This window comes from Sphingobium sp. WR1 (assembly GCF_059693745.1).
Map to the genome: position 1 here is coordinate 1 of NZ_JCATID010000028.1, position 22769 is coordinate 22769.

The 22769-nt window shown below is 63.4% G+C and carries 25 protein-coding genes and 1 pseudogene; 20 read left to right on the forward strand and 6 right to left on the reverse strand.

The window, feature by feature from the left end:
• Nucleotides 1-84 precede the first annotated feature (84 nt).
• Nucleotides 85-1758, forward strand: a pseudogene (locus AC58EF_RS23720) (ParB/RepB/Spo0J family partition protein); the annotation flags it as partial.
• 239 nt (nt 1759-1997) lie between these two features.
• Here AC58EF_RS23720 and AC58EF_RS23725 read toward each other — a convergent pair.
• The gene (locus AC58EF_RS23725) at nt 1998-2147 is read right to left on the reverse strand and encodes a hypothetical protein (RefSeq protein WP_497278941.1); all 150 of its coding nucleotides are present in this window, start codon (nt 2145-2147) and stop codon (nt 1998-2000) included.
• 10 nt (nt 2148-2157) lie between these two features.
• On the opposite strand from AC58EF_RS23725, the gene AC58EF_RS23730 reads away from it, so the two are divergent.
• The 7 genes from AC58EF_RS23730 (at nt 2158) to AC58EF_RS23760 (ending at nt 7898) form a co-directional block, all read left to right on the forward strand.
• Complete coding sequence (locus tag AC58EF_RS23730) at nt 2158-2364, forward strand: hypothetical protein (protein WP_497278942.1); 207 nt, start codon at nt 2158-2160, stop codon at nt 2362-2364.
• A gap of 69 nt (nt 2365-2433) precedes the next feature.
• Complete coding sequence (locus tag AC58EF_RS23735) at nt 2434-4113, forward strand: ATP-binding protein (protein WP_497278943.1); 1680 nt, start codon at nt 2434-2436, stop codon at nt 4111-4113.
• 106 nt (nt 4114-4219) lie between these two features.
• Nucleotides 4220-5410 (forward strand): DUF932 domain-containing protein, encoded by a 1191-nt coding sequence (locus AC58EF_RS23740; protein WP_497278944.1) that lies wholly within the window; start codon nt 4220-4222, stop codon nt 5408-5410.
• A gap of 58 nt (nt 5411-5468) precedes the next feature.
• On the forward strand, nt 5469-6053 hold the full coding sequence (locus AC58EF_RS23745) for a hypothetical protein (RefSeq protein WP_497278946.1): 585 nt from the start codon (nt 5469-5471) through the stop codon (nt 6051-6053).
• 62 nt (nt 6054-6115) lie between these two features.
• On the forward strand, nt 6116-7303 hold the full coding sequence (locus AC58EF_RS23750) for a hypothetical protein (RefSeq protein ID WP_497278947.1): 1188 nt from the start codon (nt 6116-6118) through the stop codon (nt 7301-7303).
• A 32-nt stretch (nt 7304-7335) separates the two neighbouring features.
• The gene (locus AC58EF_RS23755; protein WP_497278949.1) at nt 7336-7590 is read left to right on the forward strand and encodes an antitoxin; all 255 of its coding nucleotides are present in this window, start codon (nt 7336-7338) and stop codon (nt 7588-7590) included.
• Nucleotides 7587-7898, forward strand: a complete 312-nt coding sequence (locus AC58EF_RS23760) for a type II toxin-antitoxin system RelE/ParE family toxin (RefSeq protein ID WP_497278950.1) — start codon at nt 7587-7589, stop codon at nt 7896-7898. Before AC58EF_RS23755 ends, AC58EF_RS23760 begins: the two co-directional genes overlap by 4 nt.
• Nucleotides 7899-8077: 179 nt before the next feature.
• Here the strand turns inward: AC58EF_RS23760 and AC58EF_RS23765 are convergent, their stop codons facing one another.
• From AC58EF_RS23765 to AC58EF_RS23775, 3 genes are all read right to left on the reverse strand, one after another.
• Entirely contained in the window at nt 8078-8431 is a 354-nt protein-coding gene (locus AC58EF_RS23765) for a DUF4186 domain-containing protein (RefSeq protein WP_497278951.1), read from the reverse strand.
• Between the two features lie 120 nt (nt 8432-8551).
• Nucleotides 8552-8827, reverse strand: a complete 276-nt coding sequence (locus tag AC58EF_RS23770) for an HU family DNA-binding protein (protein WP_497278952.1) — start codon at nt 8825-8827, stop codon at nt 8552-8554.
• A 92-nt stretch (nt 8828-8919) separates the two neighbouring features.
• On the reverse strand, nt 8920-9174 hold the full coding sequence (locus AC58EF_RS23775; protein WP_497278954.1) for a hypothetical protein: 255 nt from the start codon (nt 9172-9174) through the stop codon (nt 8920-8922).
• Nucleotides 9175-9425: 251 nt separating this feature from the next.
• Between AC58EF_RS23775 and AC58EF_RS23780 the strand changes: the two genes are divergently transcribed.
• The 6 genes from AC58EF_RS23780 to AC58EF_RS23805 all read left to right on the forward strand — a co-directional run bounded on the left by AC58EF_RS23780 (nt 9426) and on the right by AC58EF_RS23805 (nt 14393).
• Nucleotides 9426-10589: a winged helix-turn-helix domain-containing protein gene (locus tag AC58EF_RS23780; protein WP_497278955.1), complete on the forward strand. Its 1164-nt coding sequence runs from the start codon at nt 9426-9428 to the stop codon at nt 10587-10589.
• A gap of 121 nt (nt 10590-10710) precedes the next feature.
• Nucleotides 10711-10923, forward strand: coding sequence for a hypothetical protein (locus AC58EF_RS23785; protein ID WP_497278956.1), 213 nt, complete (start codon nt 10711-10713; stop codon nt 10921-10923).
• 322 nt (nt 10924-11245) lie between these two features.
• The gene (locus AC58EF_RS23790) at nt 11246-11704 is read left to right on the forward strand and encodes a DUF736 domain-containing protein (protein WP_497279005.1); all 459 of its coding nucleotides are present in this window, start codon (nt 11246-11248) and stop codon (nt 11702-11704) included.
• A gap of 96 nt (nt 11705-11800) precedes the next feature.
• Entirely contained in the window at nt 11801-12853 is a 1053-nt protein-coding gene (locus tag AC58EF_RS23795) for a DUF2493 domain-containing protein (protein ID WP_497278957.1), read from the forward strand.
• Nucleotides 12825-13040 (forward strand): DUF6117 family protein, encoded by a 216-nt coding sequence (locus AC58EF_RS23800; RefSeq protein ID WP_497278958.1) that lies wholly within the window; start codon nt 12825-12827, stop codon nt 13038-13040. Before AC58EF_RS23795 ends, AC58EF_RS23800 begins: the two co-directional genes overlap by 29 nt.
• A 414-nt stretch (nt 13041-13454) precedes the next feature.
• Nucleotides 13455-14393, forward strand: coding sequence for a DUF2493 domain-containing protein (locus tag AC58EF_RS23805; protein ID WP_497278960.1), 939 nt, complete (start codon nt 13455-13457; stop codon nt 14391-14393).
• A 150-nt stretch (nt 14394-14543) separates the two neighbouring features.
• Here AC58EF_RS23805 and AC58EF_RS23810 read toward each other — a convergent pair whose 3' ends face one another.
• Nucleotides 14544-14873 (reverse strand): hypothetical protein, encoded by a 330-nt coding sequence (locus AC58EF_RS23810; RefSeq protein ID WP_497278962.1) that lies wholly within the window; start codon nt 14871-14873, stop codon nt 14544-14546.
• 523 nt (nt 14874-15396) lie between these two features.
• Between AC58EF_RS23810 and AC58EF_RS23815 the strand changes: the two genes are divergently transcribed.
• From AC58EF_RS23815 to AC58EF_RS23830, 4 genes are read left to right on the forward strand one after another with little or no spacing between them, the layout of a single operon-like run.
• A complete protein-coding gene (locus AC58EF_RS23815) occupies nt 15397-15699 on the forward strand; it encodes a hypothetical protein (protein ID WP_497278963.1) in 303 nt (100 codons plus the stop codon).
• Nucleotides 15696-17702 (forward strand): type IV secretion system DNA-binding domain-containing protein, encoded by a 2007-nt coding sequence (locus AC58EF_RS23820; RefSeq protein ID WP_497278964.1) that lies wholly within the window; start codon nt 15696-15698, stop codon nt 17700-17702. The genes AC58EF_RS23815 and AC58EF_RS23820 overlap by 4 nt, the downstream gene beginning before the upstream one ends.
• Nucleotides 17699-20644: a MobF family relaxase gene (gene mobF / locus AC58EF_RS23825; RefSeq protein ID WP_497278966.1), complete on the forward strand. Its 2946-nt coding sequence runs from the start codon at nt 17699-17701 to the stop codon at nt 20642-20644. The genes AC58EF_RS23820 and mobF overlap by 4 nt, the downstream gene beginning before the upstream one ends.
• Nucleotides 20622-21155 (forward strand): lytic transglycosylase domain-containing protein, encoded by a 534-nt coding sequence (locus AC58EF_RS23830; protein ID WP_497278967.1) that lies wholly within the window; start codon nt 20622-20624, stop codon nt 21153-21155. The genes mobF and AC58EF_RS23830 overlap by 23 nt, the downstream gene beginning before the upstream one ends.
• A gap of 41 nt (nt 21156-21196) precedes the next feature.
• Here AC58EF_RS23830 and AC58EF_RS23835 read toward each other — a convergent pair whose 3' ends face one another.
• Nucleotides 21197-21406: a hypothetical protein gene (locus AC58EF_RS23835; RefSeq protein WP_497278968.1), complete on the reverse strand. Its 210-nt coding sequence runs from the start codon at nt 21404-21406 to the stop codon at nt 21197-21199.
• A 153-nt stretch (nt 21407-21559) separates the two neighbouring features.
• Here AC58EF_RS23835 and AC58EF_RS23840 point away from each other — a divergent pair, with 153 nt between their 5' ends.
• Complete coding sequence (locus AC58EF_RS23840) at nt 21560-22165, forward strand: antitoxin Xre/MbcA/ParS-like domain-containing protein (RefSeq protein ID WP_497278969.1); 606 nt, start codon at nt 21560-21562, stop codon at nt 22163-22165.
• Nucleotides 22162-22749, forward strand: coding sequence for an RES family NAD+ phosphorylase (locus tag AC58EF_RS23845; RefSeq protein WP_497278970.1), 588 nt, complete (start codon nt 22162-22164; stop codon nt 22747-22749). Before AC58EF_RS23840 ends, AC58EF_RS23845 begins: the two co-directional genes overlap by 4 nt.
• The last annotated feature ends 20 nt before the right edge of the window (nt 22750-22769 follow it).

Genomic DNA, 22769 nt, shown 5'->3' on the forward strand with positions numbered 1-22769 from the left:
ACGTCAAGGCTAAAAACTGACGGATATCCGACAGAAAATGCTTCACAGGACAGTTGACACATGACCTAACCACTCACCCCCGCCGAAGAATGCCGCGCTTTTCAGGCGATCATCGAGATCGAGAAGAAGACGCCCTCCGATGTCGCCAAGCGCTTCGGCGTCACCGAGCGCTTCGTGCTTGGCAGGCTCCGGCTCGCGGGCCTTGCTGATAGCATCTTCGAAGCCCTTGCCGATGGCGGGATCACGCTCGATATCGCCAAGGCCTATGCCAGCATCAGCGACCCGGTCCGGCAGGCCACCGTGTTCGAGGAATTGGGCGATGGCTGGGGATCGAACAACTGCGGTGAAATTCGCCGGCGCCTGATTTCCGGCTTCTATCGCGGCAGCGATCCCAAGGCGTTGCTGGTCGGGCGCGATGCCTATGTCGCTGCTGGCGGCCGCATCGACAGCGACCTTTTCTCGGACGCAGCCAATGAGAACTGGATCGACAGCGACATCGTGGAGCGCCTCGCCAACGAGCGGATGCAGGCGGCGGCCGCGGAGATCCAGGCCCGCAATGGCTTTGGCGAACTGCGGGTCGTTTCGCAGACACGCGTGCCCTATATGGATGTCATGGCGCTCGACGAGATCGAGGGGGAGCCCGTGCCCCTGAGCCCGGAAGAGGAAGATCGCCAGCGCGCGATCGAGCAGGAACTCGAGACGATCGCCCAGAATGCCGATGAAGACGGCTATTCCGATGAGGAGCAGCAGGTCATCCAGGCGCTCGAAGCGGAATATGACGCGCTCAATGAGAGGCCGCCGGTCCTCACGGAGGATCAGAAGGCAGCCTCGCTTGCCTATCTGGTGATCGGCCAGGACGGCACGCCGCGCCTTCATGAACAATATTACGCCATCCCTCAACCCGAAGCTGAAGAGGACGGCTCCGAGGGCGATCTTTCGGAAGCCGGGGACCATGAGGAGGAACCGGTCGAGGAAGCCAGTGCCCGATCGCCCATCAGTCAGCGTCTCGCTGACGAGATGGCGATCATGAAGACTGAACTGCTTCGCGTTCATGTCGCCAGCGATCCCCATTTCGCGCTGGACCTCGGCACCTTCTTCATGGTCGATGCTACGCTCGGCTACCGCCACGACCTGCCGAGTGATCTGCGCGCCACGGCGCCCTGTTCGCGGGTGCCGAGCTTCAAAAGCGACACGCCCGCGGCCGAGCAATGGAAAGAACTGGAGGCGGGCCTTGATCGGAGCTGGGCGGATTCGCCCGATATCACCGATCGCTACGAGGCCTTCTGCGCCCTGGACGAGGATGCCCGCGCCGCCTGGCTTGGTTGGGCGATCGCGCGAACCTTTCATGCGGTGCCGGCCGGCGGCTCGGGCAGCGCGATGCTCGATCATCTCGGCCGCAAACTTGACATCAAGGTGGCGGACTGGTGGCGCCCGACCGCCCGGCGCTATTTCGACCGGGTGAGCAAGTCCACGATCCTAGATCACTTTGATCAGGTCGGCGGCATCGAGCTTCGTAGCCGGTACGGCGCGTCGAAAAAGCATGACCTCGCGCTCTCGGCGGAAAAGCTGTTCGGCGGGCAGATCATCGTCGAAGCCGCCGTGAAGGAGAGGGCGCTCGCCTGGGTGCCCGATGCGATGCGGTTCCACCATGATGGTGAACCGGCCCGCGCCATCGACGGCGATGACGATCCGTCGGCCAGCGAAGTCACCGACCGGGGCGGAACGGACGAAGCCGACGGGCTTTCCGAGGCTGCCTGACCTTCGACCGGGCCGGAGTTGCCTTCGCGCAGTTCCGACCCCTTGCCGCCCGCCATTCCCCGTCCTCGAGGAGGAGGAAGGGGAATGGTGTGTGTGTGTGTTGGCGTTGATCGCCCGCACTTGCTGGAGTTCCCCATGACCCGTTCCCTTCTCTCGGCCTTGAGGCGGGTTCCGATCCGCTTGACCAGAAGGTCTGGACGCTGGCCGCCGTTGCCAAGGCGCTCATGGATCTGATTTCGTCAGGGCAGCCCATCATCCGCCAGCGTCTTTCCCGTCTCATGGAAGTGCATTTCGGAGCGAGCGACGCCTCCGGTGCGTGGTCGCTCCGCGAGGCTTATGACGCCCTCGAAGCCGCGCAGGTCGTCGCCTTGCTCGGCGGCTCGCCTCATCTGGGTCCATGTGAACGACAGCCGCCGCCTGGAGCTTCGCGATTTTCCTGCCGCGCGGCGGGACAGGCTGAAGTCGATCGGCTGCTTCACCGAGGTCATTCAGTACAAGACGCGGATGTTCATACCGGCGGATCGGGCATCGACCATCGTCGACCAGCTCGTGCGAACGGGGACGCAATGGAATGTCCTGACCGCCCCGGCGTCAAGGGCCGCCTGACCCTGGCGGGAGGGAGGGGGAGGGGGATCGGCGCAGCGATTGATCGCTGCGCTCTCCGGGAGAATCCTCATGACCCTTTCGACCACCGTTTCCACCTCCGTTTCGCAGGTGGCGATCACCAGGATTACGCGCCTCTTCAATGGGACGCTGCTGGACGTCCTCAACGAACTTTTCCAGAACGGGCGGCGCGGGGCGGCCAGCCGCATCTGCATCACAACCATGACGGAGGGCGGTCGATCGCTCCTGTGCGTCGCGGATGACGGCACCGGAATCGACGATCCGGCGCATCTCATCACGCTGGGACAGTCGGGCTGGGACGACGAGGTCGCCCGCCGGGAAGACCCCGCCGGCATGGGCATGTTCAGCCTGGCGGGCCGCCATGTCGAGATTCGATCCTGGTCGCCGCGCCATGCCACCGGCTGGAAGATGGTGATCCGCCCCGACGCCTGGGAATCCAGCGCACCCATTGCCGTCGAGACATGTGACATCGCTTCGGGGACCAAAATATGCTTCGAGCTTTGCCCTGCCTGGGAGAAGGCCTTGTCCTGGTCGGTCGCCGCGGCCGCGCGCCATTACCCCTTGCTGGTTACGCTGGATGGCAACGCCATCGATCAGGCGGACTGGCTTGCGGAGGCCGAGCATATCGAGGTCGCGCTTGGCTGCCGCATCGGCGTGTTCCGCGGCAGGACACTCTCCGACCAGGTCCCTCGCATCAACTTCCATGGCATCACCGTGCCCTGGCGGCTGCCCAGCCTGATCGAATGTGGGCGCGCGGCCCAATGGTCCGTGGGGATCGACATCATCGATGCGCCCCAGCTCCAGCTGGTTCTGCCGGCACGCAAGGAAATGGTCGAGAATGCAGGCCTCGAGGCATTGCGCGCCGCCGTGACGACGGCGATCTTCAAGGCCATAGCGAAACGCGACGGCCATTGCCTTTCGCATAAGGACTGGCTGCGGGCGGAGGAACGTGGCGTCCTATTGCCCGAAGCCCGGCCTCGGCTCCGGCAATGGTCCCCGATGACCGGCGAATGCACGCGTTCCGGGACCGCCCAACTGATTGACGCGAAGAGCGCGCTCGTCACGCCTTGCCATAGTCCCAACTTTGCCCAGTCTCTGTCGCGCGCGCTTGAAGCCAATCCCGAATTTTCCACGCCGCTCGTTGAACCGGAAGCGGGGTTTGCGGGCTATGGTTGGTATGACGCCCTGCCGAAAATCGAAGATTGCGAATTCCTGATCGTTCAGGATGGGAAGGAGCATCTGTTCGACGAGACCGATGATCGGCCTGATCTCAAATCTGGACGCGTGGACAGCATCACCGCCCTTTTGCATATCGCGACTGCCGATGACGCGAAGAAGACCGTCCGCCTGGCCGCCGATGTCTTCGTCTCCTACGATAGCTGCCTCGATTTCGAGATCGAGGACGCCGCGATTTTTCTGACGCGGGGTTGTGCGATCGATGTCGATGACCTGACCGACCTGCTGGAAGCCATCTGCTTCGAGGCCCATCGGGATGGCGACGCCGATAGCTGGGAGACCCAGCACGACCAATTCCTGCTCGACGCGCGACAACTGGCGATGGAGCAGCTGCTCGACGCCGATGAAGCGCTGATCACCCGCTGTAGCGCGGTCGTCTCCAAACATCTGCGTTGGCTTGTGCCGCAGGGCAGGATGATCACGATATGTCTGGGTGCTGACCCGACCAGGATCGAAATCAAGGATATTCCCGTGTCGGAAGAGCAGGAACGCTGATCCCGGCTCCGCGCGGCGGCAAGGAGGAAAGGGGGGAGGGAGGGGTGGCGATGCGGGGGCAGAGGCCCGGCGCATTTCGCCCATCCCCACAGCCCTGGAGCTTCCCATGACTGCCATCACCGCAACCGATCGTGCGGGTGTCCGCTCGTATCGCGTGGACATCTCGCGCGGAACGAACATCTCCCGCGTCTCGTCCGAATGGTTCAGCCGCCCGCAGGACGAGCGATATTTATCGCTTGGCGATCTATACGACAGCGTTCGGACCCGAGCCGACCGCGCTACCACCCGTATCGTGGAAAGCCGCAATGTCCGGGTCGAAGCGCGAAGCGATGAACCCGAGCGCCTGTCGCTGATGATGCCCGGTGATGACGCGCCCATCGCGCCGACCAACTGGTCGTTCGGCCAGCTCTGTAGCCTCGTCGGTGCGCCGGCAGCCTATCTGCGCCAACTCCCCGCGGCTCTCGCCGGCATCAATTTGCAGCATGGCCTGATCTCGCATTCGGGCGAACATGTGAAGCTGCTCCAGACCAGCGATGGCCGCAACGAACTGCGCGCGGTCACGGGTCCTGACTATGGCCGGATCTGGGATCATGAACTGGTCGCGGCGGTGATGAAAATCGCGGGCAATGGCACTGGCGACACGCGCTGGAAGGTGCCCGGCGTCCTAGATTGGGGCGCGATGACCTACAATCCCATGGTCGACATCACCCACGAAACGACCACGCTCTATGCGTCGGATCGCGACGTCTTCCTTTTTCTCGTTGACGATCTTCACCCCATTGAGGCGGGCCGATTGCCCAATGGCGAGCCTGATCTCTACTTTCGCGGATTTTACACCTGGAACTCGGAAGTCGGCTCCAAGTCCTTGGGAATAGCGACTTTCTATCTCCGCGCCGTGTGTCAGAATCGCAATCTCTGGGGCGTCGAAAATTTCCAGGAAATCAACATCCGCCACTCGAAATTCGCGGCCAATCGCTTCGCGCATGAGGCAGCCCCGGCGCTCGAACATTTCGCCCAAAGCTCGCCCCAATCCTTCATCGACGGCATCGCGGCCGCTCGCACGAAGATCGTCGCCCGCAAGGATGAGGACCGTGAGACCTTCCTGCGCAAGGAGGGCTTCTCCAAGGCCGAAACCGGAAAGATCATCGCGACCGTCCTTGCCGAAGAAGGCCATCCTCCGGCCTCGGTCTATGATTTCGTGCAGGGCATCACGGCGATCGCCCGCAGCCGGCCGCACCAGGATGGCCGCCTCGACCTCGAATCCAAAGCGCGCAAGCTGTTGGAACGCGCCCGCTGACCTCGTCCGGCCGGACGCTCGCTCCGGCCTCCTCAACATTTTTCTTTGGAGAATGATCATGGCGGCCACGCCCGTTTCCCCGCGCCTTTTTGCGGTGCGCATCCAATATTTCAGCGCCGGTGAATGCTATGCCACCGAGACCATCGATGTCGAAGTTCCCGACGGCGCGGACGTCTCGGTCGCGGTCCATGCCGCTGCGGAGGCCAGCACCTATCATGATGTGCGGATACCCGAGCTCAGCTTCACCGTAGAATTCATCGCACCCGACCCGGACGATCCCGACCCGGCCCCGCTCGCGGGCCGGCTGAAACCGGTCTGCGCCCGTTGCGGATCGGACTCGATCGTTCGGGACGCGGCGGTCCGATGGGATATCGAGAGTCAGCAATGGGAGGTGTCGGGCATCTATGATTGCACCAGCTGCGATCTCTGCGGCGCCGAGAGCGACGACTTGGCGACCTGGATTCCTGCCGAACAGGTCACGCCGCCCGAGCAGTTCGAAATCGACCTTGCAGCCAGGATCGGAACGCCCGACTTGCGCGGCGACAGCAGCTTCCAGCAATTTTGCTTCGGGCTGTTGCTGACCCATTCACTCGAGGATGCCGCCGCCGCATGGCTCGCCTCCGACCATGGCTGTCCTCGCTGATGTCGCCGGTCGACTGGCCGCATTCGAAAAGGCCGGTTCCCACTCCCATGAGGAGCGATCCCATGACCATTTCCATTCCAGACGATCCGCTCATCGAACTCTTCAATGCACGCCTCGTGCAGCTCAATTCTTCTGTCCGCGTGGCTCTCACGCGCATCGCGGGGCAGAGCGGCATGCTGGAGCTGAGGGACGACGAGGAGAATTTCCTCGAATTCATCCCCGCCGAGGCGTCGCCCGAAATGGCCGCCATCGCCTTCCGGCTCTACGCCCGTGGCCTAAACCGGGGCGTCCGGGCGGGCGAGGAGGCCGCATGGGCGAAGCTCCGCTACCTGATCGGCGCCGCGGCCACTCCTTCCCAACTTCCAAGAAAGGCAGATACCATGGCCGACACCTATCTTTCCGGCTGCTTCGCCTTCCGCTGCACCAACGCCGAAATGGCGTTGCTGGAGGAGGCGTTCAACGCGGCAGAAGATCTGAACTGCGAACTGGAGCCGCCAGAACCAAGCCAGGAATTCCTCGCCGCCTTTCCACCGACCGTGGGTGATGGGCCATGGAGCGGTTTCCTTGGCCTCTTTGACGACGCGGCGTTTCCGATCCTGGGGGCCGACCTCACCGGAGGGAACAGTTTCGAGGAGCCGGCCGTCTCGACCCCCATGATATCGGGCACGGTCGATTTCCAGCCTTGGTCGATCGCCGAGCTTGTCCGGCGGTGCTGTCAGACCTCGCTCGCCAAGGCGCCGATCTGTTTCGAATGGGCTGTCACCTGTTCACGGGCGCGCCCGGGTGAATTTGGCGGCGGACGCTGCGTTATCTTTGCCGACCGGGTCGATATCCAGTCCACCGAGGAGGCCCTAAGGGTGGCGCTGGAGCGCCCGACCGGAAGCGCCACGTTGCCTGCTGCCCTGCCTGCGGATGACCTCGCGGATCGGCCGCAGGTCGGCCGGAGCCTGCTGATCAATGCGCCGGAATATTTCCGCGACCCGGCGTTCAGACACTGGCTCGGCAGTGCCCAGCCCAAATTCACATGGCATCGCGGCGGCGAGCCGGATGAATGGTCCGATGTGATCGTCATGGTCGATTCCAGCCTCAGCGGCGAGGGCAGCGATTCGGACATGCCCGCGCATATCTGGGAGCGGATCGTCGACGTCTGCCGAACCTATCTCGGGCCCGGGCAGGGATCTTCGCCGCATTATATGGTGCGCCTGACCAACCTCGAGGATGATCTCACCACAAACCCACATTTGTGCTAATGAGGGTTTGTGGTGAGATTTGCGAGGTTCCGATGAGTCGCCTGACGATAGATATTACCGAGCAGCAACATCAGAGCCTGAAGGCTCTGGCGGCGTTGCAGGGCAAGACGATCAAGCAATATGCGATCGAACGCCTCTTTCCTGGCGATGCGGGCGACGATGAACCCTGGCAGGCGCTAAAGGCGCTTCTGGGCGAACGGATCGCCCAAGGGCTGGCCGGTGGCCTGTCCGACAAGGATTTTGGTTCGATTGTCGACGACGAACTCGGCACGGTTGACCGCGCTTGACCGCCCCCTATGTCCTGACCCTGGCGGCGGCGGACGATTTGCGCGCCATCGTGCGATATACAAGAAAGCAATGGGGCCACACGCAGGTGCGCTCCTATATGACCAAGCTGGAACGTGGCATCGTGCGTCTTGCGACGGGCCAAGCCGCGTTCAGGGATATGAGCGATCTCCATACGGGGCTTCGCATGTCCCATTGCGAACATCATTATATCTTCTGCTTGCCTCGGCGCGATGGGCCGGCGCTTATCGTCGCCATCTTCCATGAGCGCATGGACCTGATGGCGCAGCTGGAAAACAGGCTGGCTTAAGACCGTTGGCGAAGCGGACATCGCGGATCGGCCCGCCATCCTCGCCGATCCCCCTAACAAGGTATGACAGAGACGGTGTCGAGACGTATGTTGCCCTTGCGACCCGAAGGCTCGCGGCCCTGGCCTACGAGGCTTCTTTCTGGCCCGGTCATCCTAGCGATGATCGGGCCATTTTTCCGTCACCGGTGGCGATCGCCAAGCCAATGCTTGATGACTGCCACGTTATAGCCCTGTTCTTCGCTGCTCAGCCTCTGACCGGAAGCGATACCATGCCATTTGACGAGGCAGGTCCGGCAGCAAGTTGCCGTCGCGTGCTGGGCAACGAACACCGGATGTCCGCGCATCGGTGTCTGTTTGCCGTCATTGAGCGGCAGGGCCGGCGCGATTCGCTGGGCGATGAAGTCTTGCCCATGGGCGAGAATCGTCTCGAGGCCGCGCTCAGCCAGATAGGCCTGTTCCTTCGCGTTCAACCGGAACCGCGATCGGAATGCCGATCGGCCAAGGCGAGTGAAGAGCAGCGTGAGGTCGTCCATGGCGATGGCATATAGGGTGCCGCCACGATCCTGCATCGATCATCGATGCAGGGACCCGCACTTTCCTGATGGTGCCTGACGGAAGGCGCCCCGCGCTTGCCGCGCGGAGCGCCGGAACGATCAGCCGTTCAGCTGATCCTTGATCGCCTTGGCAGGCGTGAAGGCGAGCTTCTTCGACGCGGCGATCTGGATCGTCGCGCCGGTCGAGGGATTGCGGCCTTCGCGGGCAGGCTGGTCCTTGACCTTGAACTTGCCGAACCCGTTCAGCGAAATTTCCTCGCCCTTCGCCGCGGCGCCGGCGATGTTCGCGAAGACCGAGTCGACCAGCTTGCGAGCATCGGCTTTGGTGACGCTATGCTCGGCGGCCAGTGCTTCAGCCAGATCGCTATTGTTCATTGGATACCCTTCTCAGAAGTGAGGCGCCCGCAATAGCGGCAGCGCGGGCCGTGCAACAGCCATTTTCATGGTTATGCTTGGCGGTCGACGCGCTAATCGTCAGGCGGGATATAGTCCGGGTAGAAGCCGCTATCCTCATCAAAGGGACGCGGCTCCGGCTCGCGCGGGCGCGCCGGGGGAAGGACCGGATCAGCCCCGGAGAAGCTGATGCGGATGATGGCGCCGCCTCTGGTCGCCTCCTGGAAGATGGCTCGGATTTCCTCGCCCTGCGCCATGCGCGACCCGATCCAGCCGCAGCGCTCCGCCGAAAGATAGCCGATCTGAACGCCGCGCGCTCCAGACCGCAATCGCCGACGGATCGAACGGTTTTTTTGGCTCCGGTACGAGATCGACGGGTTCGCCCGGGACGCAAAGCCTGATCTCGAACAGCCGGTTGCTGCGGTCCTTATTCTCGTGGACGGCGCCGACGACGGCAAGGCTCATGTCGGGACGACTCATGGCAGCATCGATAGGTCGGAGGGCTCTTTGCGCAAAGCGTCTGCAAAGATTCCCGATCGCTGATGTCATTGGCTCCCTCCTTGGTCTAGCAAAGGGCGGCATGACTGACAGCATATCGCTCCGCGAGGCCCGGCGCATTGCCCTTGCCGTCCAGGGTTTCGGCCGATCCCGCCCCACAGGCGTCAGCAAGGCCCATCTGCGGAGGATGATCGCGCGCCTCGGGCTGCACCAGATCGACAGCGTCAATGTTCTGGCGCGGGCCCACTATATGCCGGCCTATTCGCGCCTGGGCGATTATGACCGGAACTGGCTCGACCACGCGGCCTGGGGGAAGGCCCGTGACCGGCGGCTGTTTGAATATTGGGCGCATGAAGCCTCGCTTCTGCCGATGGACTATCACCCCTTGCTGCGCTGGAGGATGGCGCGCGCCGATCGGGGCGAGGCGGGGTGGAAGGGGCTGCGCGCCTTTGCCGGAGAGCGGCGCGGCGAAGCGGAGGCGCTGCTCGCACGGTTCAGGACCGACGGCCCGCTCGCGGCCTCCGACTTTGATGGCGCGCGCAATCGATCGGGCTGGTGGGAATGGGGCGAGGCCAAGCAGATGCTCGAATGGCTCTTCTGGTCGGGGCACGTCACCACCGCCACCCGCCGCAGCAGCTTCGAGCGCGTTTATGATCTGACCGAGCGCGTCATTCCGCCCGACATCCTCGCCATCCCGACACCGGAGCCGCGCGACGCCCAGCGCGCGCTCATCGAGCAATCCGCCCGGGCGCTCGGCATCGCGACCGTCGCTGATCTGCGGGACTATTTCCGGCTGAAGCCCGATGAGGCCCGCGACGCCATCCAGGATCTGCAGGACGAGGGGGCGCTCATTCCCGTCACGGTGGAGGGTATGTCGCAGGCGATGTTCCTGCATCGCGACGCCGAGGCGCCGCGCCGGATGATCGCGCGGGCCCTGCTCTCGCCCTTCGATCCCCTGATCTGGGAGCGCTCCAGAACCGAAAAGCTGTTCAAATTCCACTATCGTATCGGCATCTACACCCCGGCACTCAAGCGGTCCCACGGCTATTATGATCTCCCCTTCCTGTTGGGTGACCGGATCGTGGCGCGGACCGACCTCAAGGCGGACAGGAAATCAGGACGGCTGCTTATACAATCTGTCCATCTCGAATCTGGTGCCCCGGCGGACACGCATGAACAACTCGCTGCGGAATTGGGGCTTCTCGCTCAGTGGCTCAAACTGGAGCCGGTCTTGCCGAACATCTGACCTGGCAGGCACGGGAGTGTTTCCGGCTGCGCGTGGATCGTTCCTGCCCTCGTGAAAACCGTCGAAAAGCGGCATCGAAAGGTTTATGAAGTGCCGCGCATTTGGGGCAGAGGAGCCCGTCATGGCTGAATTTGAAGGACGTGATCTGCACCTGGTCAAGAAGGCCCTGTGCATCGGCATTCTCACGATCGAGAGCCAGGAGGATGGACCGTTCAAAGCCGAGTCGGATCTGACCGACATGAAGGCGCTGGCGGACGGCCTGATGCCCGGCGGCGTCGAGCTTCATCACTATATGCGCTCGGCGCATATCGCTCTTACCGGCAGACCGGACTGACAATCGCCTTATGCCTCTGGCGGGCTGACGTGGCGTTGCTCCGTCCCCGACGGGATCGCGCCTTGCAAGCGCCGCGCCGGTAACCTCCCGCATGGGCGCCCGACAGCGGCCCACCTTCGGCTCCCAGTCTTGCGCCCAGAGTCATCCCATCGGTCACCCGTCGCGCGCGCTCGCGCGGGGTCGGGAGGGGGCGGCGGCGGTGAGGTCGTGTCCTTGGGAGAGTGCGGCGCGCGGGGCGCGGGCAGGGACCAGAGGGGAGTAGGATTTTGGAGGGTGTCGCTTTCGAATGGTCGAGAGCGGCGTCATCCAAGGAGTTGAAGTCATGAATATCGGTGAAATCCAGAATGTAAATGGTCGCCTGACGGGCTCGATCGCCACGCGCACCATCGACCTGCCGCGCATCGGTTTGCGCAAGGTCGAAAGCATGAGCGATCGCGCGCCGCTGTACGAAATCCTCACGCTCAATGTCGCCCGCCGCTGGGTTCAGATCGGGGCGCTCTGGGAAGCCGCATCGAAGAAGACCGGGGAAGCCTTCCTCGCCGGTTCGGTCGACGATCCGGGTCTCCCCGAGCCGCTGCCCGTCGCTCTCTTCCCGACCGAGGACGGTGGCTACACCATCGCCTGGCGCCGCGAGACGCTGCGTGCGGAGTTCAGCGGCGGCTTCGGGACGTCGCAGCGTTCCTATTACGAGCGTGGGCAAACCGGCTTCGGTGAAAGCACCGCCGGTGTCGACGGCTCGCTGATGGGCAGGAGCGATCTCGACGACGAGTTTCCGAACTGAGAACGTCGAGATGCCGAACTGGGCCGGGAGAGCATCCGCTTTCCCGGCCTTTTTTGCGTCCGAATGTTTTCCCTTCCAGTATGAAAGGACCGCGCCATGGCCAGTGCGCCGCGCAGCAGCATCGATCGCTTTGCCGATCTGCCCACCCTCTATGCCCAGATGACCGCCACTCCTGAATTCCAGGCAGCCTTTGGTGACCCGCTTGGCCTCTCGATCGTTTCGCCGGGCGAAGAAGTGGGCGAATTTGACATGCCCGAACCCATCGCCGCGCAGGCGGAATGCGGCGGGATTGTCGCTGCCATCTTCGACCTCTTCTGCGATACCCGGCTTGAGACGCTGGCCCCGGACATCGCCTGGGGCATCGTCAACAGCTTCCACTTCGTCGCCGGAAAGCTCGAACGGCAGGAGGATCGGCTTGCCCAGGAGGTCGGTGAACTCGCCCGTCAGCCGGACGTCAGCGAAGTGTACACGACCTCGCTCGAGGAGAAGCAACTTCTCTGCCAGTCGATCGCGGAACAGCGCCATGCGATCGAGTGCATGCGCGACTATGCTGCCGAAATGTATCGCGTCCTGACGGGCCGGCCCTGGTCGCCCGCCCGCGGTACCAGGGCGTCGACCGCATCGAGCGCCAGCCAGATCGCCGCCCTCGATTTCCTGCGCGCGCGCACGCTCGCCACGCGCGAGAGGCATATGCCGCAGGGGCCGATCGTCGTCGTGACTGGACCTGCCGACTGGCACGACTGGAAACTCATCTGGGACCGGCTGGATCTCATCAAGGCGCGCATACCGCACATGACCCTCATCACCACCGGGCAGAGGCGGGGCGTCGACCAGATCGCGGCGGCCTGGGCGGCGCGGACGGAAATAAGCGTCCCAGTGGTGGTCTACGGGCTGTACGGGTCGGGACGGAAAACCGCCTTCAAGCGGAACCGCAAAATTCTCGAATTGCAGCCCGTCGAGGCGCTGCTTTGCGAGGGGTCTGGGGTCCAGGCAAACCTTTACCAGTTGCTGCGGGAGGCCGCGGTCCCGATCCACGCCTTTCATCGGACGGACCAGGCGGCAGACACCCCCGTGTTGGGACGGCAATGCCGGCAGCCGAGCAACATAAGGGAGGCGGAACATGACTATTCCCGACTATCTGCGCACTAATTTTCAGACGCTCCTGCGCGCGGCGGGGGACGGCAATCTGGCTCTCATGGAATGCCAGGATGCGCAGACAGGAGAGCCACGCTTCGTCATCTGTGCCGTCGGCCGGAATGGGTCGGACTATGTGATGACCCCCTTCGGACATCTCGTCGAAGGCAATCCTTATGACGCCTATGTCCCACCGTTCTGACGGGTCGCGTTTGAAACCATATCCTCCCAGGGATCGGCAGCACCCCGGCGGCCGGTCCCTTTTTTTTGTCCAAGGGGAGAGGGCACCTCATCCGTTACGGGCCTGTTGGGCAAGTGTTGCGCCTGGACCCAGCCTCCATGGGGGCATCGAGCCCCCATGGAGGCTGCCTCTCTTCTTCTCTCAACAAGCGGGATAAGTTTACACGGGAAACCCCGGCGGCCTCAAGGACGACGGGGCCCCACCATTTTTTTCGCGGACGGATGTCGGCGCGCTCTCGATACCCTGCGCGCGCGAGAAAAAATCGTGACCCCCATCGCCGCTTCGCGGTCGTGGCTGCGCCACGATCCTTGACCCCGCCGAGGCAGGCCCGTGTGGAAGAGGAAACCTCTTGATGAGAGAATGAAGGAGGTTCCGATGCTTAATATGACCGACCGCGACGCTGCCCTGGACCGCTTCGCTGACGCCTTTATCGAAACGACCGACAGCTACCGCATCGCGCGCGGAGACGACGTCACCAATGCGCCGATGCCCGATGGCGAGATGGTCGCCCGCGCCACCGAGTTGCTGGTCACGACCATCTTCGACGTGCTGCGCGATACCCGGCTGGAGGCCATGGCGGACCGGATTGCGTGGGGCATCGTGCACAGCTTCCACAAGGCTGCCGGCCAGATCGAGGGGGAGGCGGACAAGGCGGCGATGGCCGTCCGTCGGCTCATCGAACAGAATGACGGGAGTGAGATTGGCAGCGTCGAACTGGAAGAGGCACAGATGCTTTGCCAGTCGCTCGACGAGACCCAGGACGCGCTGGCGTGCATGCGCGACTATGCCGCGGCGACCTATCATGCCGAGACCGGACGGCCTTGGTCAGCCCCGCGCGCTTCGATGGTTTCCTCCAAGAGGACCGCATCGGTGGTGGCGGCGACCGACTTCCTGGCGGCCCGGCGCAAGCGGCAGATCGATGCGCATGCGCCCAAGGGGCCGGTCGTGATCTTCTCAGGCGGGCAGGTCTGGGAGGATCATCGGCTGCTCTATGCAACGCTGGACAGCATCCGGGCGCGCGTGCCCCAGATGGTCCTCGCAACGACTGCGCAGGACAAGGGATGCGACGCCATCGCGGCGGCCTGGGCGGCGCAGAGCGGCTGTCATCTCATTCCCTTCAGCCTCGACCGAAAACTGGGGAACAGAGCGGGGTTCGCGCGCAACGAACAATTGCTCCGGCTCCGTCCGGTAGAGGCGGTGGTGTGTCAGGGATCGGGGCTGCAAAGCCATCTGGCGCGCGAGGTGCGCAGGCTTGGCGTTCCCGCACATTTCTTCGCCCTCGGGGATCAACATCAAGGTCGCGCGACCCGATAGGAGGGGCCGAGGAAGGCAAAAAAGAGGCGGTGGAGCATGCAGCTCCGCCGCCTCTTTTTTTGTCGAGCGGGGGAAAGGTCGTTGCGCTCATGGACCCGGATGGAGGCCGCAAGCGCCCTCCGTCCGCGCCCGTCGCGCAACGATGCAGTGTCAGCCAGGCTGACCCTGGCCAGCTGTGCGCGGCTCCGCCGTGCTCGCTGCAGGGACAACCCTTCGGGTTGGTTTAAGGCTCGGGATCTTCCCGGGTTCGACCGCATCGATCGTGCGCAGGGCTTCCATGGCCCGGTCGCCGCCGATGCGAATCGCATGCACCAATATCTCGCGAAAGGCGCGCTCGCTCAGTTGCTCGACGGCCAGATCTTCCACCATGACGGCATATCTGCCGCGCAAGGCGCGGCGGGCGCCCAGCACCTCCTGCGCGAGTTTTCGCTCCCTTGCTTCCAGGTCGGCAAGGCGTTCGCGATCAGTCAATTTGGGCATGTATCATCCTTCACATTTGCGAAGATCTGCCCGCCAAGGTCCATAGTGCCACGATGGGCCATGGATGCAATCGCTACCGTAATGATGGAGCGGGTTTTTGAGAGGCACCGCCCCTCTCTCTCGATCGGAAAGGATGTTGATGGACCAGTTGTTGGAAGCCCCCTTCGGGGTGCCCCGCGCCTTCCGGCACGAGGCAGCGCAGCGCGGGAACGCGCTGCGAAAAGGGGACGCACGCCAGAGGCGTTTTGTAATGCACCGTACGCACGGGTGCTGCGGGCGCGAATCGCCAGCATTTGCGGGGTTTTCGGGGCGAATACGCGTCGTCGCCTGATGGCACTGATTGACGCCGCCCGGCACGCTTTGGCTGCCGTTTGGCGTGGGCGCGCGGCTAAGTCCTTGTTCTGCCTTGGCACCGTTTGGCTGCCGCTCTGCTTGCATGTAATCAATTGAGAACAGGCTGAAATTCGATTATAAGGGCCGTGCTTCATCACGATTGGCCAGGCGACGAACAGGAGTTCGGCGCTTGCCCAGAGTTACCATCAGGTTCAAGGACGCGCTCTTCGGGCGTCTTGTCGTCGGCGCTCAGGCGGCCGGCGCGACCGTTCCCGACTATGTCCGGGATATCCTCAATCGCTATGAAGGCATGGACGCGGCGGGCTATCATGGCCGCTTCGATGAGGTGCAGGCGACCCTCATCCAGGTCTTCGCTATCCTCGCCGCATCGGTCGGCACGCGCCGGCCCGACATCCTCCAGAAGGGGATGGAAGATGCGCGCGCCCTGCTCCTGGAGCGGGGCCTTCTCGATCCCGAGGAGGTGCGCTCATGAGCATCTTCCGAAACGACACGCTGGGTTCCTGGACGAGGGGCGGGCAGGCCATCGTCCATAATGTCCGCATGACCACGCAGGTCTTCTTCCAGACCCTGCTGGCGGGAATCGCCGTCTGGGTCGGTGGCACCATCTGGTATGTACTGGAGAACTCTACCGACTATCAGCGCTTCGTCGCGGTCAAGATCGTCGAAGCGACGCTCAAGAGCGACGTGCCCGGCGGCGCGCCGGTGCTTTTTCGAACCCCATCGGGTCGGCAATATTGGACGACGTCGGATGCTTTGCTCGGCTCCCGCATCGCCAAGAAGACCCTTCAGGCAATGGAGCATCATCTGGTTTATGGCGCGGCGCTGGCAGGCGCCTTTGCCCTGCTGATGCTCGCCTGGGCCTGGTTCTATTTCACCCGGACTGGCAAGGGTCTCGGCTCCAACCAGTTCCTGCGCGGCGCCCGTTTCGGCACGGCCCGGCAGTTGCGGCGGCTGTTGTGGCGCAGCCGAAATGGAAGCTTTGCGATCGGCGGCGTTCCCGTTCCCGATGCCTTCGAGCCCGAGCATATCCTCATCTGCGGTGCGCCTGGAACCGGCAAGACCAACATCATCGTCAAGATGCTGGATGGCATGCGCAAGCAGGGGAAGAGGGCGATCGTCTATGATACGGCCGGCACCTTCGTCGAGAAATTCTACCGACCCAATCACGACATTCTGCTGAACCCTCTCGACGCGCGCGCCGACTGCTGGTCGCCATGGGTCGATGTCCCGCGCGATTATCATTATGACCAGATCGCGGAGTCGACGATTCCCGAAAAGGGCGGCGATCCCTTCTGGGCAAAGGCGGCGCGGGGCACCCTGGTCGCGGTCCTCCGTAAGCTCGCACGGCACGAACGGACGCTCATCTCGGTGTTGCTGGAGACTGTGCTGCGCACCCCCCTGAAGACGCTGGCGAGCTTTGCCGAGGGGACGGATGCCGCCGCCTTCATCTCGATGGAAGGGGATCGGACGTCGGCCGGTATTCGCGCGGAGCTGGCATCGGTGATGCGCAGCTTTTCCTATCTCGACGATACCGCCGACGGCTTCTCGATCCGGGACTGGGTCGCGAACGAGGAAGATGACAGCTGGCTCTTCATTACCGTGAAGGCGGACCAGCTACCTTCCCTGCGTCCCCTTGTGACCGTCTGGCTCGATATCGCGATCAGCGCCATCATGAGCCTGCCGCCAGACCGCAAGCGGCGGCTCTACTGTGTCATCGATGAGCTACCCACCCTCCAGAAACTGCCGTCCTTGAGCGATTTCCTTGCCCGCGCGCGCAAATATGGTGGCTGCGGCATATTGGGGTTCCAGTCCTATCCGCAGCTTGAGGCGACCTATGGCATTCAGGATGCCGCGGCGATCACCGGCTATTGCTCGACCTGGGTGGCACTGCGCGCCAACGACACCCCCACCGCCAAGCATGTTTCGGAAAATCTCGGTCAGGTCGAACAGGTCGAAGCCAATGAGGGCATGTCCTATGGCGTCAACGACATGCGGGATGGGGTCAATCTTTCCCGAACGCAGGTGACCCGTCCGCTGGTGATGCATACCGAGGTCACCAACCTTCCTAATCTTGGGGGCTACCTGCGGTTCGGACGGAACCTCCCCGTGGTGCGCTTCACCGATCGCTACAATGTTTTGCCGAGCCCGCAGGCCGCGTTTGTCGAGCGGCTGGTGCCGCCCGTTCGACTGGACCCGGAAGCTGAAGGGGAGTCCGCCTCCAAGCCTTCTGGATCGCCACCCAAGCGGCGTCGACCGAAGAAAATGGAAGCGCCCGAACTCCCTCTTGAAGTGGACGATAGTCGCTCGCCCGCGCAGGACGAGGTCAGCCCGCAAGGTCCATCATCCGATCCTGCGGAGGGTGACATTGGAAACGCGGACAGGGGACTTCCCAAGCTGCTGGGACGGGCGAGCGGCTTTCGCCTCCGGCAGCATGGCCGCGCATCGGGTGACCGCAACGATGCGAGGCCGGCATGATGCATCCGCGCCGCCTGAAGGGCTCACCGGGCAATATCGCCCGCTATTATGCCATCGGGGATTATTATACGAAGGGCGAGGCCGAGCATTCCTCCTGGGGCGGCAGCCTGGCGGGCGAACTCGACCTTTCGGGCGATGTCGATCCTGAAACCTTTCGGTCCCTGTTGGCCGGCAAGGTCGCGGGCCAGCAGCTCGGCCGCCATCGCGCCGAGGGCATCGAGCATCATCCCGGCTGGGACTTCGCGATCAGCGCGCCCAAGTCCGTTTCGATGATGGCGCTGGCCATGGGCGACGAGCGGATCGTCCAGCTCCATGAACGAGCGGTCGATGTGACGCTCGCCTATCTTGAGGAGCATGCCCAGCGGAGGAAACGGGACGAGGGCAAGATCGTTCATGAGACGACCGGCCGGCTGCTCTGGGCACGGTTCACCGAACATGCCAGCCGCGAACTCGATCCCCATCTCCACACCCATGTCGTCGTCCTCAACATGACCAGTGGGCAAGAGGGCGATCCCATGGCGAGCCTTGAGACCCGGGCCATGTATGCCGTGCAGATGACCAGCGGGCAGATCTATCGCAATGAACTCGCCCATGGTCTGCGCGAGCTCGGCTATGAGATCGACTTCGATCCGCGCCGGGGTCTTTTCGAAATCAGGGGCGTTCCCAAGGCCCTCATTGAGGAAATGTCGCAGCGAGCCCAACAGATCAACGAACATGCCCAGCAGCATGGCCTTTCCGGGCAGGCGGCGCGTCGGCAATCCTTCTATGCCACCCGTGGCGCGAAGGTGAAGATCGGGATCGACGAACTGCTCATCCAATGGCGTGGACGTCTGGGCCCTCACGAAAAGCCGCTCGAAGCCGTGCGGGGAGGCGCCGAACAGGTGGGCGAACATGCTGTCCCGGTCGACCGGGTCGATGCCGCGCGTGCCGCCTTGTTCGGGATCAGGCAGTCTGAGGGAAAGGAGGCGGTCAACGCGCTTGACCGACTTTTTACCACTGGGCTGGCGTCCCATGTCGGGGAGGTTCGATTTCAGGATCTCCGGCCTCTGATCGAGGCCCATGAGGAAAGGCGCAAGCTCCTCGCGACCCGCGGGCAAACAGGGGACGAGATACTGACGCGGGGCCGGACGAGCCGCCGGACGGTGCGTCTGGAGCAGTCGCTTGCCATGCATCTTGCCCTTGCCGTTGGGGATGGTCGGCCTGTGGCGAGCGCCGATCGTCTGCTTCCTGTGCTCGAACAGGCGGGGCTTTCCCCGGAGCAGGAACGGGCGCTGGTGGACATGGCGACATCGAGGGACCGGGTTACGGGTCTTCACGGCGTTGCGGGAGCGGGCAAATCGACGCTTGTCCGCTCCCTGAAGGACGCTGCGCTGCCGGGCACCACCCTCATCGCCCTGGCGCCCACATCCGCCGCGGCGGCGGAACTGGGCGAGAAGGCGCAGATTGAGTCGCGTACCGTGGCGAGCCTTCTGGCCGGCGGCGGATATGGGATCAGCGGCAACCATGTGCTGGTGCTCGATGAGGCAGGGCAGCTCGGAAACCGCCAGGCCTTGCGGGTCCTGGAAATCAGCCGGGCGACCGGCGCGCGCCTCGTTCTCCTGGGTGATAATAAGCAGACGGGCGCGATCGAGCAGGGAAAGGCCTTCTGGCTCATGCAGAAACTGGGAATGCAGACTGCCGAGCTTGCCGAGTCGCGGAGGCAGCAAACAGAGGCCATGCAGGAAGCCGTCGCGCATGCTCGGGCAGAAAACTATGCCGCCTCGATCGGTAGGCTCGATAAGGTGGTGAGCGGCGAGGATGCCGCCACGCTTGCCAAGGGCGTGGTCGCGGAGTGGACACGTCTCAGCCCCAGGAGCCGCGCCGCGACCAACATTCTCGTTCTCGATAATGCGTCCCGCCTCATCGTCAACAGCAAGATCCGGGAGGTCCTCCAGCGCGAAGGCGTCGTCGCGGCCGAGGAGACCCGTTTGTCGGTCCTGACGCCGGGCGGGCATAGTGACCAGGAGAAGCGGCTGGCGCGCTTCTATTCGGGCGGCCAGGTGGTGACCTTCAGCCGCGATCAGGCAGGCGCGGGCCTCGAGCGGGATGCCGAATATCGCGTTGTCGGGGTGGTGCGGGACGCGCAGGGGCGGCAACGCGTCCGATTGGTGGACGAGCAGGGACGCACTCATCTCTGGGATCCCCGCATGGCCAAATCCTCGCAGGTCAATGTGTTCGTGGACGAGCAAAGGGACCTGAGCGAAGGCGACCGCATCCAATGGCGCCTCGCATCGAGAGAGCTCATGCTCAAAAATGCGGAGCGCGGGACAATCGAGAAAATCGAGGGGAGTTTGGCAAGGATCCGCTGGGATCGCGGCAAGCGGGTGCAGACGGTCGATCTATCGAAGCACAAGACATGGGATCATGGCTACAGCGAAACCGTTTATTCGGCGCAGTCCAAGACCTATGACCGGGTTTATGTGCTGGCGCCGGTCGGGTCGCCGCTGGTGAACGGGCAGAATTTTTACACCGCGATCACCCGCGCCCGATACGGCGTAAAGCTATGGACCCAGGATCCCGAGAAACTGGTCGAGAAGCTTGAACTGCGATCGGGAGAGAAGACGTCGGGCCTCGAAGGGCTCGGACGCCTGGAGCGGGACCATCGTGATCGCCTCGCCACTCGTCATATGCGCCATCTCCAGCAGCTCAAGGAAGACCAGGAACGGGAAAGGCGTTTGCGGGCTGACCGCCAGCTTGAACGGCAGCTTCGCGCCCAAGGCTCCAGGGAACGGGGTGTGGCCGATCGCCTAGCCGATAGAGCGCAAAAGGCGTTCGAGGCGTTAGACCGCCATCTGCAATCCTTTTTGAAAGGCAGAGAGAGCGAAAGAGCCGACGCCGTCCACGCGGTCGAGCAGCGAGCAGGCGATCGGGGACAGGGGGGTGGCCGTGGCCTGGATCGCTGATCGGCGCCGCGCCTGTTTGGTCCCGCTTCTCCTGATGCTGTTGTCATGGTGCGAAGCGGCGTCAGCGGCACGGCCCCCAGAACCTGAGGTCGCACGCTGCATCCGACAAGCGGCGCGTGGGCAGCTATGGCTTGAAAAGACGCTCTGGGGATTGCGCGATCAGGAAGCCGGTTGGATTGGCGCGGAAATCCTCAACAAGGATGGAAGCCATGACCTGGGGCCCCTTCAGATCAACAGCTGGTGGGTGCCAAGGATCGCCGCGTTGCTGTCACGTCGCGAGGGCGACATCCGGCGCTGGCTGCGATTCGATCCCTGTTTCAACGCCGAGGTGGCGCGCTGGATCTTTCTCGACGCACTCAAGATGAGCGGCAATTATTGGAAGGCGGTGGGCATCTATCACAGTCCGAACGGTGCCCGCCAACGTCGCTATGCTGCTCTGGTTGCGGTTCATCTGCAGAGGCGGTTTGGGACTGCGGTGTTCGGGAGGCGGGCCGTCAAGGTGGCGCGGTAATCAACAGTACAAGGCCCCCATGCGCCAACCAAGCGTCGCGCTTATTCCTCCTGATTCGTGCCGGTTCCGTTGGTGAGCGCGTCGCTGATCATCGCCGCCAATGTTTCCTCGGCGCGACCACGAGCGGCTGCATCCCTGGAGTCCAGATCGTGACGCAGCCATTGCGGAGCGCGCTCGATAACTTTAAGATCGTAGCGTTCATTTTTTCGTCCATCCGACGAGCCTATGACGGTGGAGCGACGGCGGTGCAATAAAGCAAATCGTTCCAGTTTTGAGGGGGCTGCTGGGGTACTCTACGCGATCCCGACTTTGGCGGCTCGGGCTCGGCCATTCTTGAAAAGGCGGGCTGACGGGGTTCTGGACAAAATAGACAAGTTTGCTATATTGGTCAAAAGGACACCGATATGGCCCAGCCGCAGATTACCACCCGCCAGGATGCCCGCGATGCCGTGGCACATTTTCTTGACGCCCTGAGCGGTTCAACCCTGCTCAAATTGGCGAACATGCTCCAGCGTTCAAGTCCCGATCCCGAGCGGCTGGCGCGCAAGGTTCTCGAAGCGGCTAGCGATTCTGCGGCAACGCGCAAGCTGGCGGGCGGTGGCCTCGGCAAGCTTGTCAGCGAAGCGCAAGGGCAGTCCCGGCTCGATGCCATCACGGTTGAGGATGATCCCAGCCACCGACCGGCAACCGAGACGCTCGGGGCAGGGGAGATGGCAATAGCGCTGGGGGTTGCTCGGGCCTCGCTCGATAATTGGCGGCGAGCGCACAAGATCCTCGCCTTGCGCAAGGGCGTTCGCAACTATGTCTATCCCACGCGGCAGTTCGATCGACGCGCGCCCGTCGAGGGGCTGGACCGTGTGCGTGCGCATTTCAGCGACGATGAAACGGCCTGGGACTGGCTCGTGACTCCCAACCCCTATACCGACGGTGCAGCGCCCCTGGATCGTCTGCGCAAGGGCAAGATCGAGGAAGTGGTTCGCGTGGCGGAAGGCGCGCTGGACTATCAGTGAAGCTCGATCTGCGGCGCATCGAAGCGCGTACCGGACCGGTCGAACTGACGGGCTGGCCCCGCATTATCCCCGATCGGCACCGTGCCACCCCGGCCGGCGCGGGTTCTGGTACGAGCCGATTCTCCAGTCCCAGCGGCACGTTCCGAACGCTCTATGCCGCGCAGGATTTTGCGACAGCGCTGGCTGAAGCCGTGATTCGGGACCGCTTCGTCGGCAAGGAGCGGCGCTACCTCTATCGTCCCTATCTCGACAGCCTGCTCGCCACGGAGATATCGACGTCTGCCCCGCTGATGCTGGTCGATCTGACCGGCGCTGCTGCCTATGACATGGGCATCGATACCGATGCCAAGGGTAGCCGGTCGCATCATGCGGGGCAGGATTTTGCCGAAACACTTCACAAGCGAACGAGCGCGGACGGCATCCTTTTCTCCTCACGGCTGACCGACGCGCCCTGCGTTGCGATCTTCGATCGGGCATTTTCGAGACTGATCGCCAAGGCGCCTGTCGATCTTGTGCGCGTGGGTGCGCTCGCGGACGAGTTGGTTCGGCTCGAGGTTACGGTCCGGCGACGCAGAACCCGGTAAGCGATTGATGCACAGCCCGA

Coding starts and splice junctions, on each gene's coding strand:
- AC58EF_RS23770 (WP_497278952.1), bottom strand. CDS start 8,827: ATGAACAATAGCGATCTGGCTGAAGCACTGGCCGCCGAGCATAGCGTC.
- AC58EF_RS23805 (WP_497278960.1), top strand. CDS start 13,455: ATGCTTAATATGACCGACCGCGACGCTGCCCTGGACCGCTTCGCTGAC.
- AC58EF_RS23735 (WP_497278943.1), top strand. CDS start 2,434: ATGACCCTTTCGACCACCGTTTCCACCTCCGTTTCGCAGGTGGCGATC.
- AC58EF_RS23780 (WP_497278955.1), top strand. CDS start 9,426: ATGACTGACAGCATATCGCTCCGCGAGGCCCGGCGCATTGCCCTTGCC.
- AC58EF_RS23785 (WP_497278956.1), top strand. CDS start 10,711: ATGGCTGAATTTGAAGGACGTGATCTGCACCTGGTCAAGAAGGCCCTG.
- AC58EF_RS23795 (WP_497278957.1), top strand. CDS start 11,801: ATGGCCAGTGCGCCGCGCAGCAGCATCGATCGCTTTGCCGATCTGCCC.
- AC58EF_RS23810 (WP_497278962.1), bottom strand. CDS start 14,873: ATGCCCAAATTGACTGATCGCGAACGCCTTGCCGACCTGGAAGCAAGG.
- mobF (WP_497278966.1), top strand. CDS start 17,699: ATGATGCATCCGCGCCGCCTGAAGGGCTCACCGGGCAATATCGCCCGC.
- AC58EF_RS23800 (WP_497278958.1), top strand. CDS start 12,825: ATGACTATTCCCGACTATCTGCGCACTAATTTTCAGACGCTCCTGCGC.
- AC58EF_RS23765 (WP_497278951.1), bottom strand. CDS start 8,431: ATGGACGACCTCACGCTGCTCTTCACTCGCCTTGGCCGATCGGCATTC.
- AC58EF_RS23790 (WP_497279005.1), top strand. CDS start 11,246: ATGAATATCGGTGAAATCCAGAATGTAAATGGTCGCCTGACGGGCTCG.
- AC58EF_RS23820 (WP_497278964.1), top strand. CDS start 15,696: ATGAGCATCTTCCGAAACGACACGCTGGGTTCCTGGACGAGGGGCGGG.
- AC58EF_RS23755 (WP_497278949.1), top strand. CDS start 7,336: ATGAGTCGCCTGACGATAGATATTACCGAGCAGCAACATCAGAGCCTG.
- AC58EF_RS23750 (WP_497278947.1), top strand. CDS start 6,116: ATGACCATTTCCATTCCAGACGATCCGCTCATCGAACTCTTCAATGCA.
- AC58EF_RS23740 (WP_497278944.1), top strand. CDS start 4,220: ATGACTGCCATCACCGCAACCGATCGTGCGGGTGTCCGCTCGTATCGC.
- AC58EF_RS23725 (WP_497278941.1), bottom strand. CDS start 2,147: ATGAGGCGAGCCGCCGAGCAAGGCGACGACCTGCGCGGCTTCGAGGGC.
- AC58EF_RS23840 (WP_497278969.1), top strand. CDS start 21,560: ATGGCCCAGCCGCAGATTACCACCCGCCAGGATGCCCGCGATGCCGTG.
- AC58EF_RS23745 (WP_497278946.1), top strand. CDS start 5,469: ATGGCGGCCACGCCCGTTTCCCCGCGCCTTTTTGCGGTGCGCATCCAA.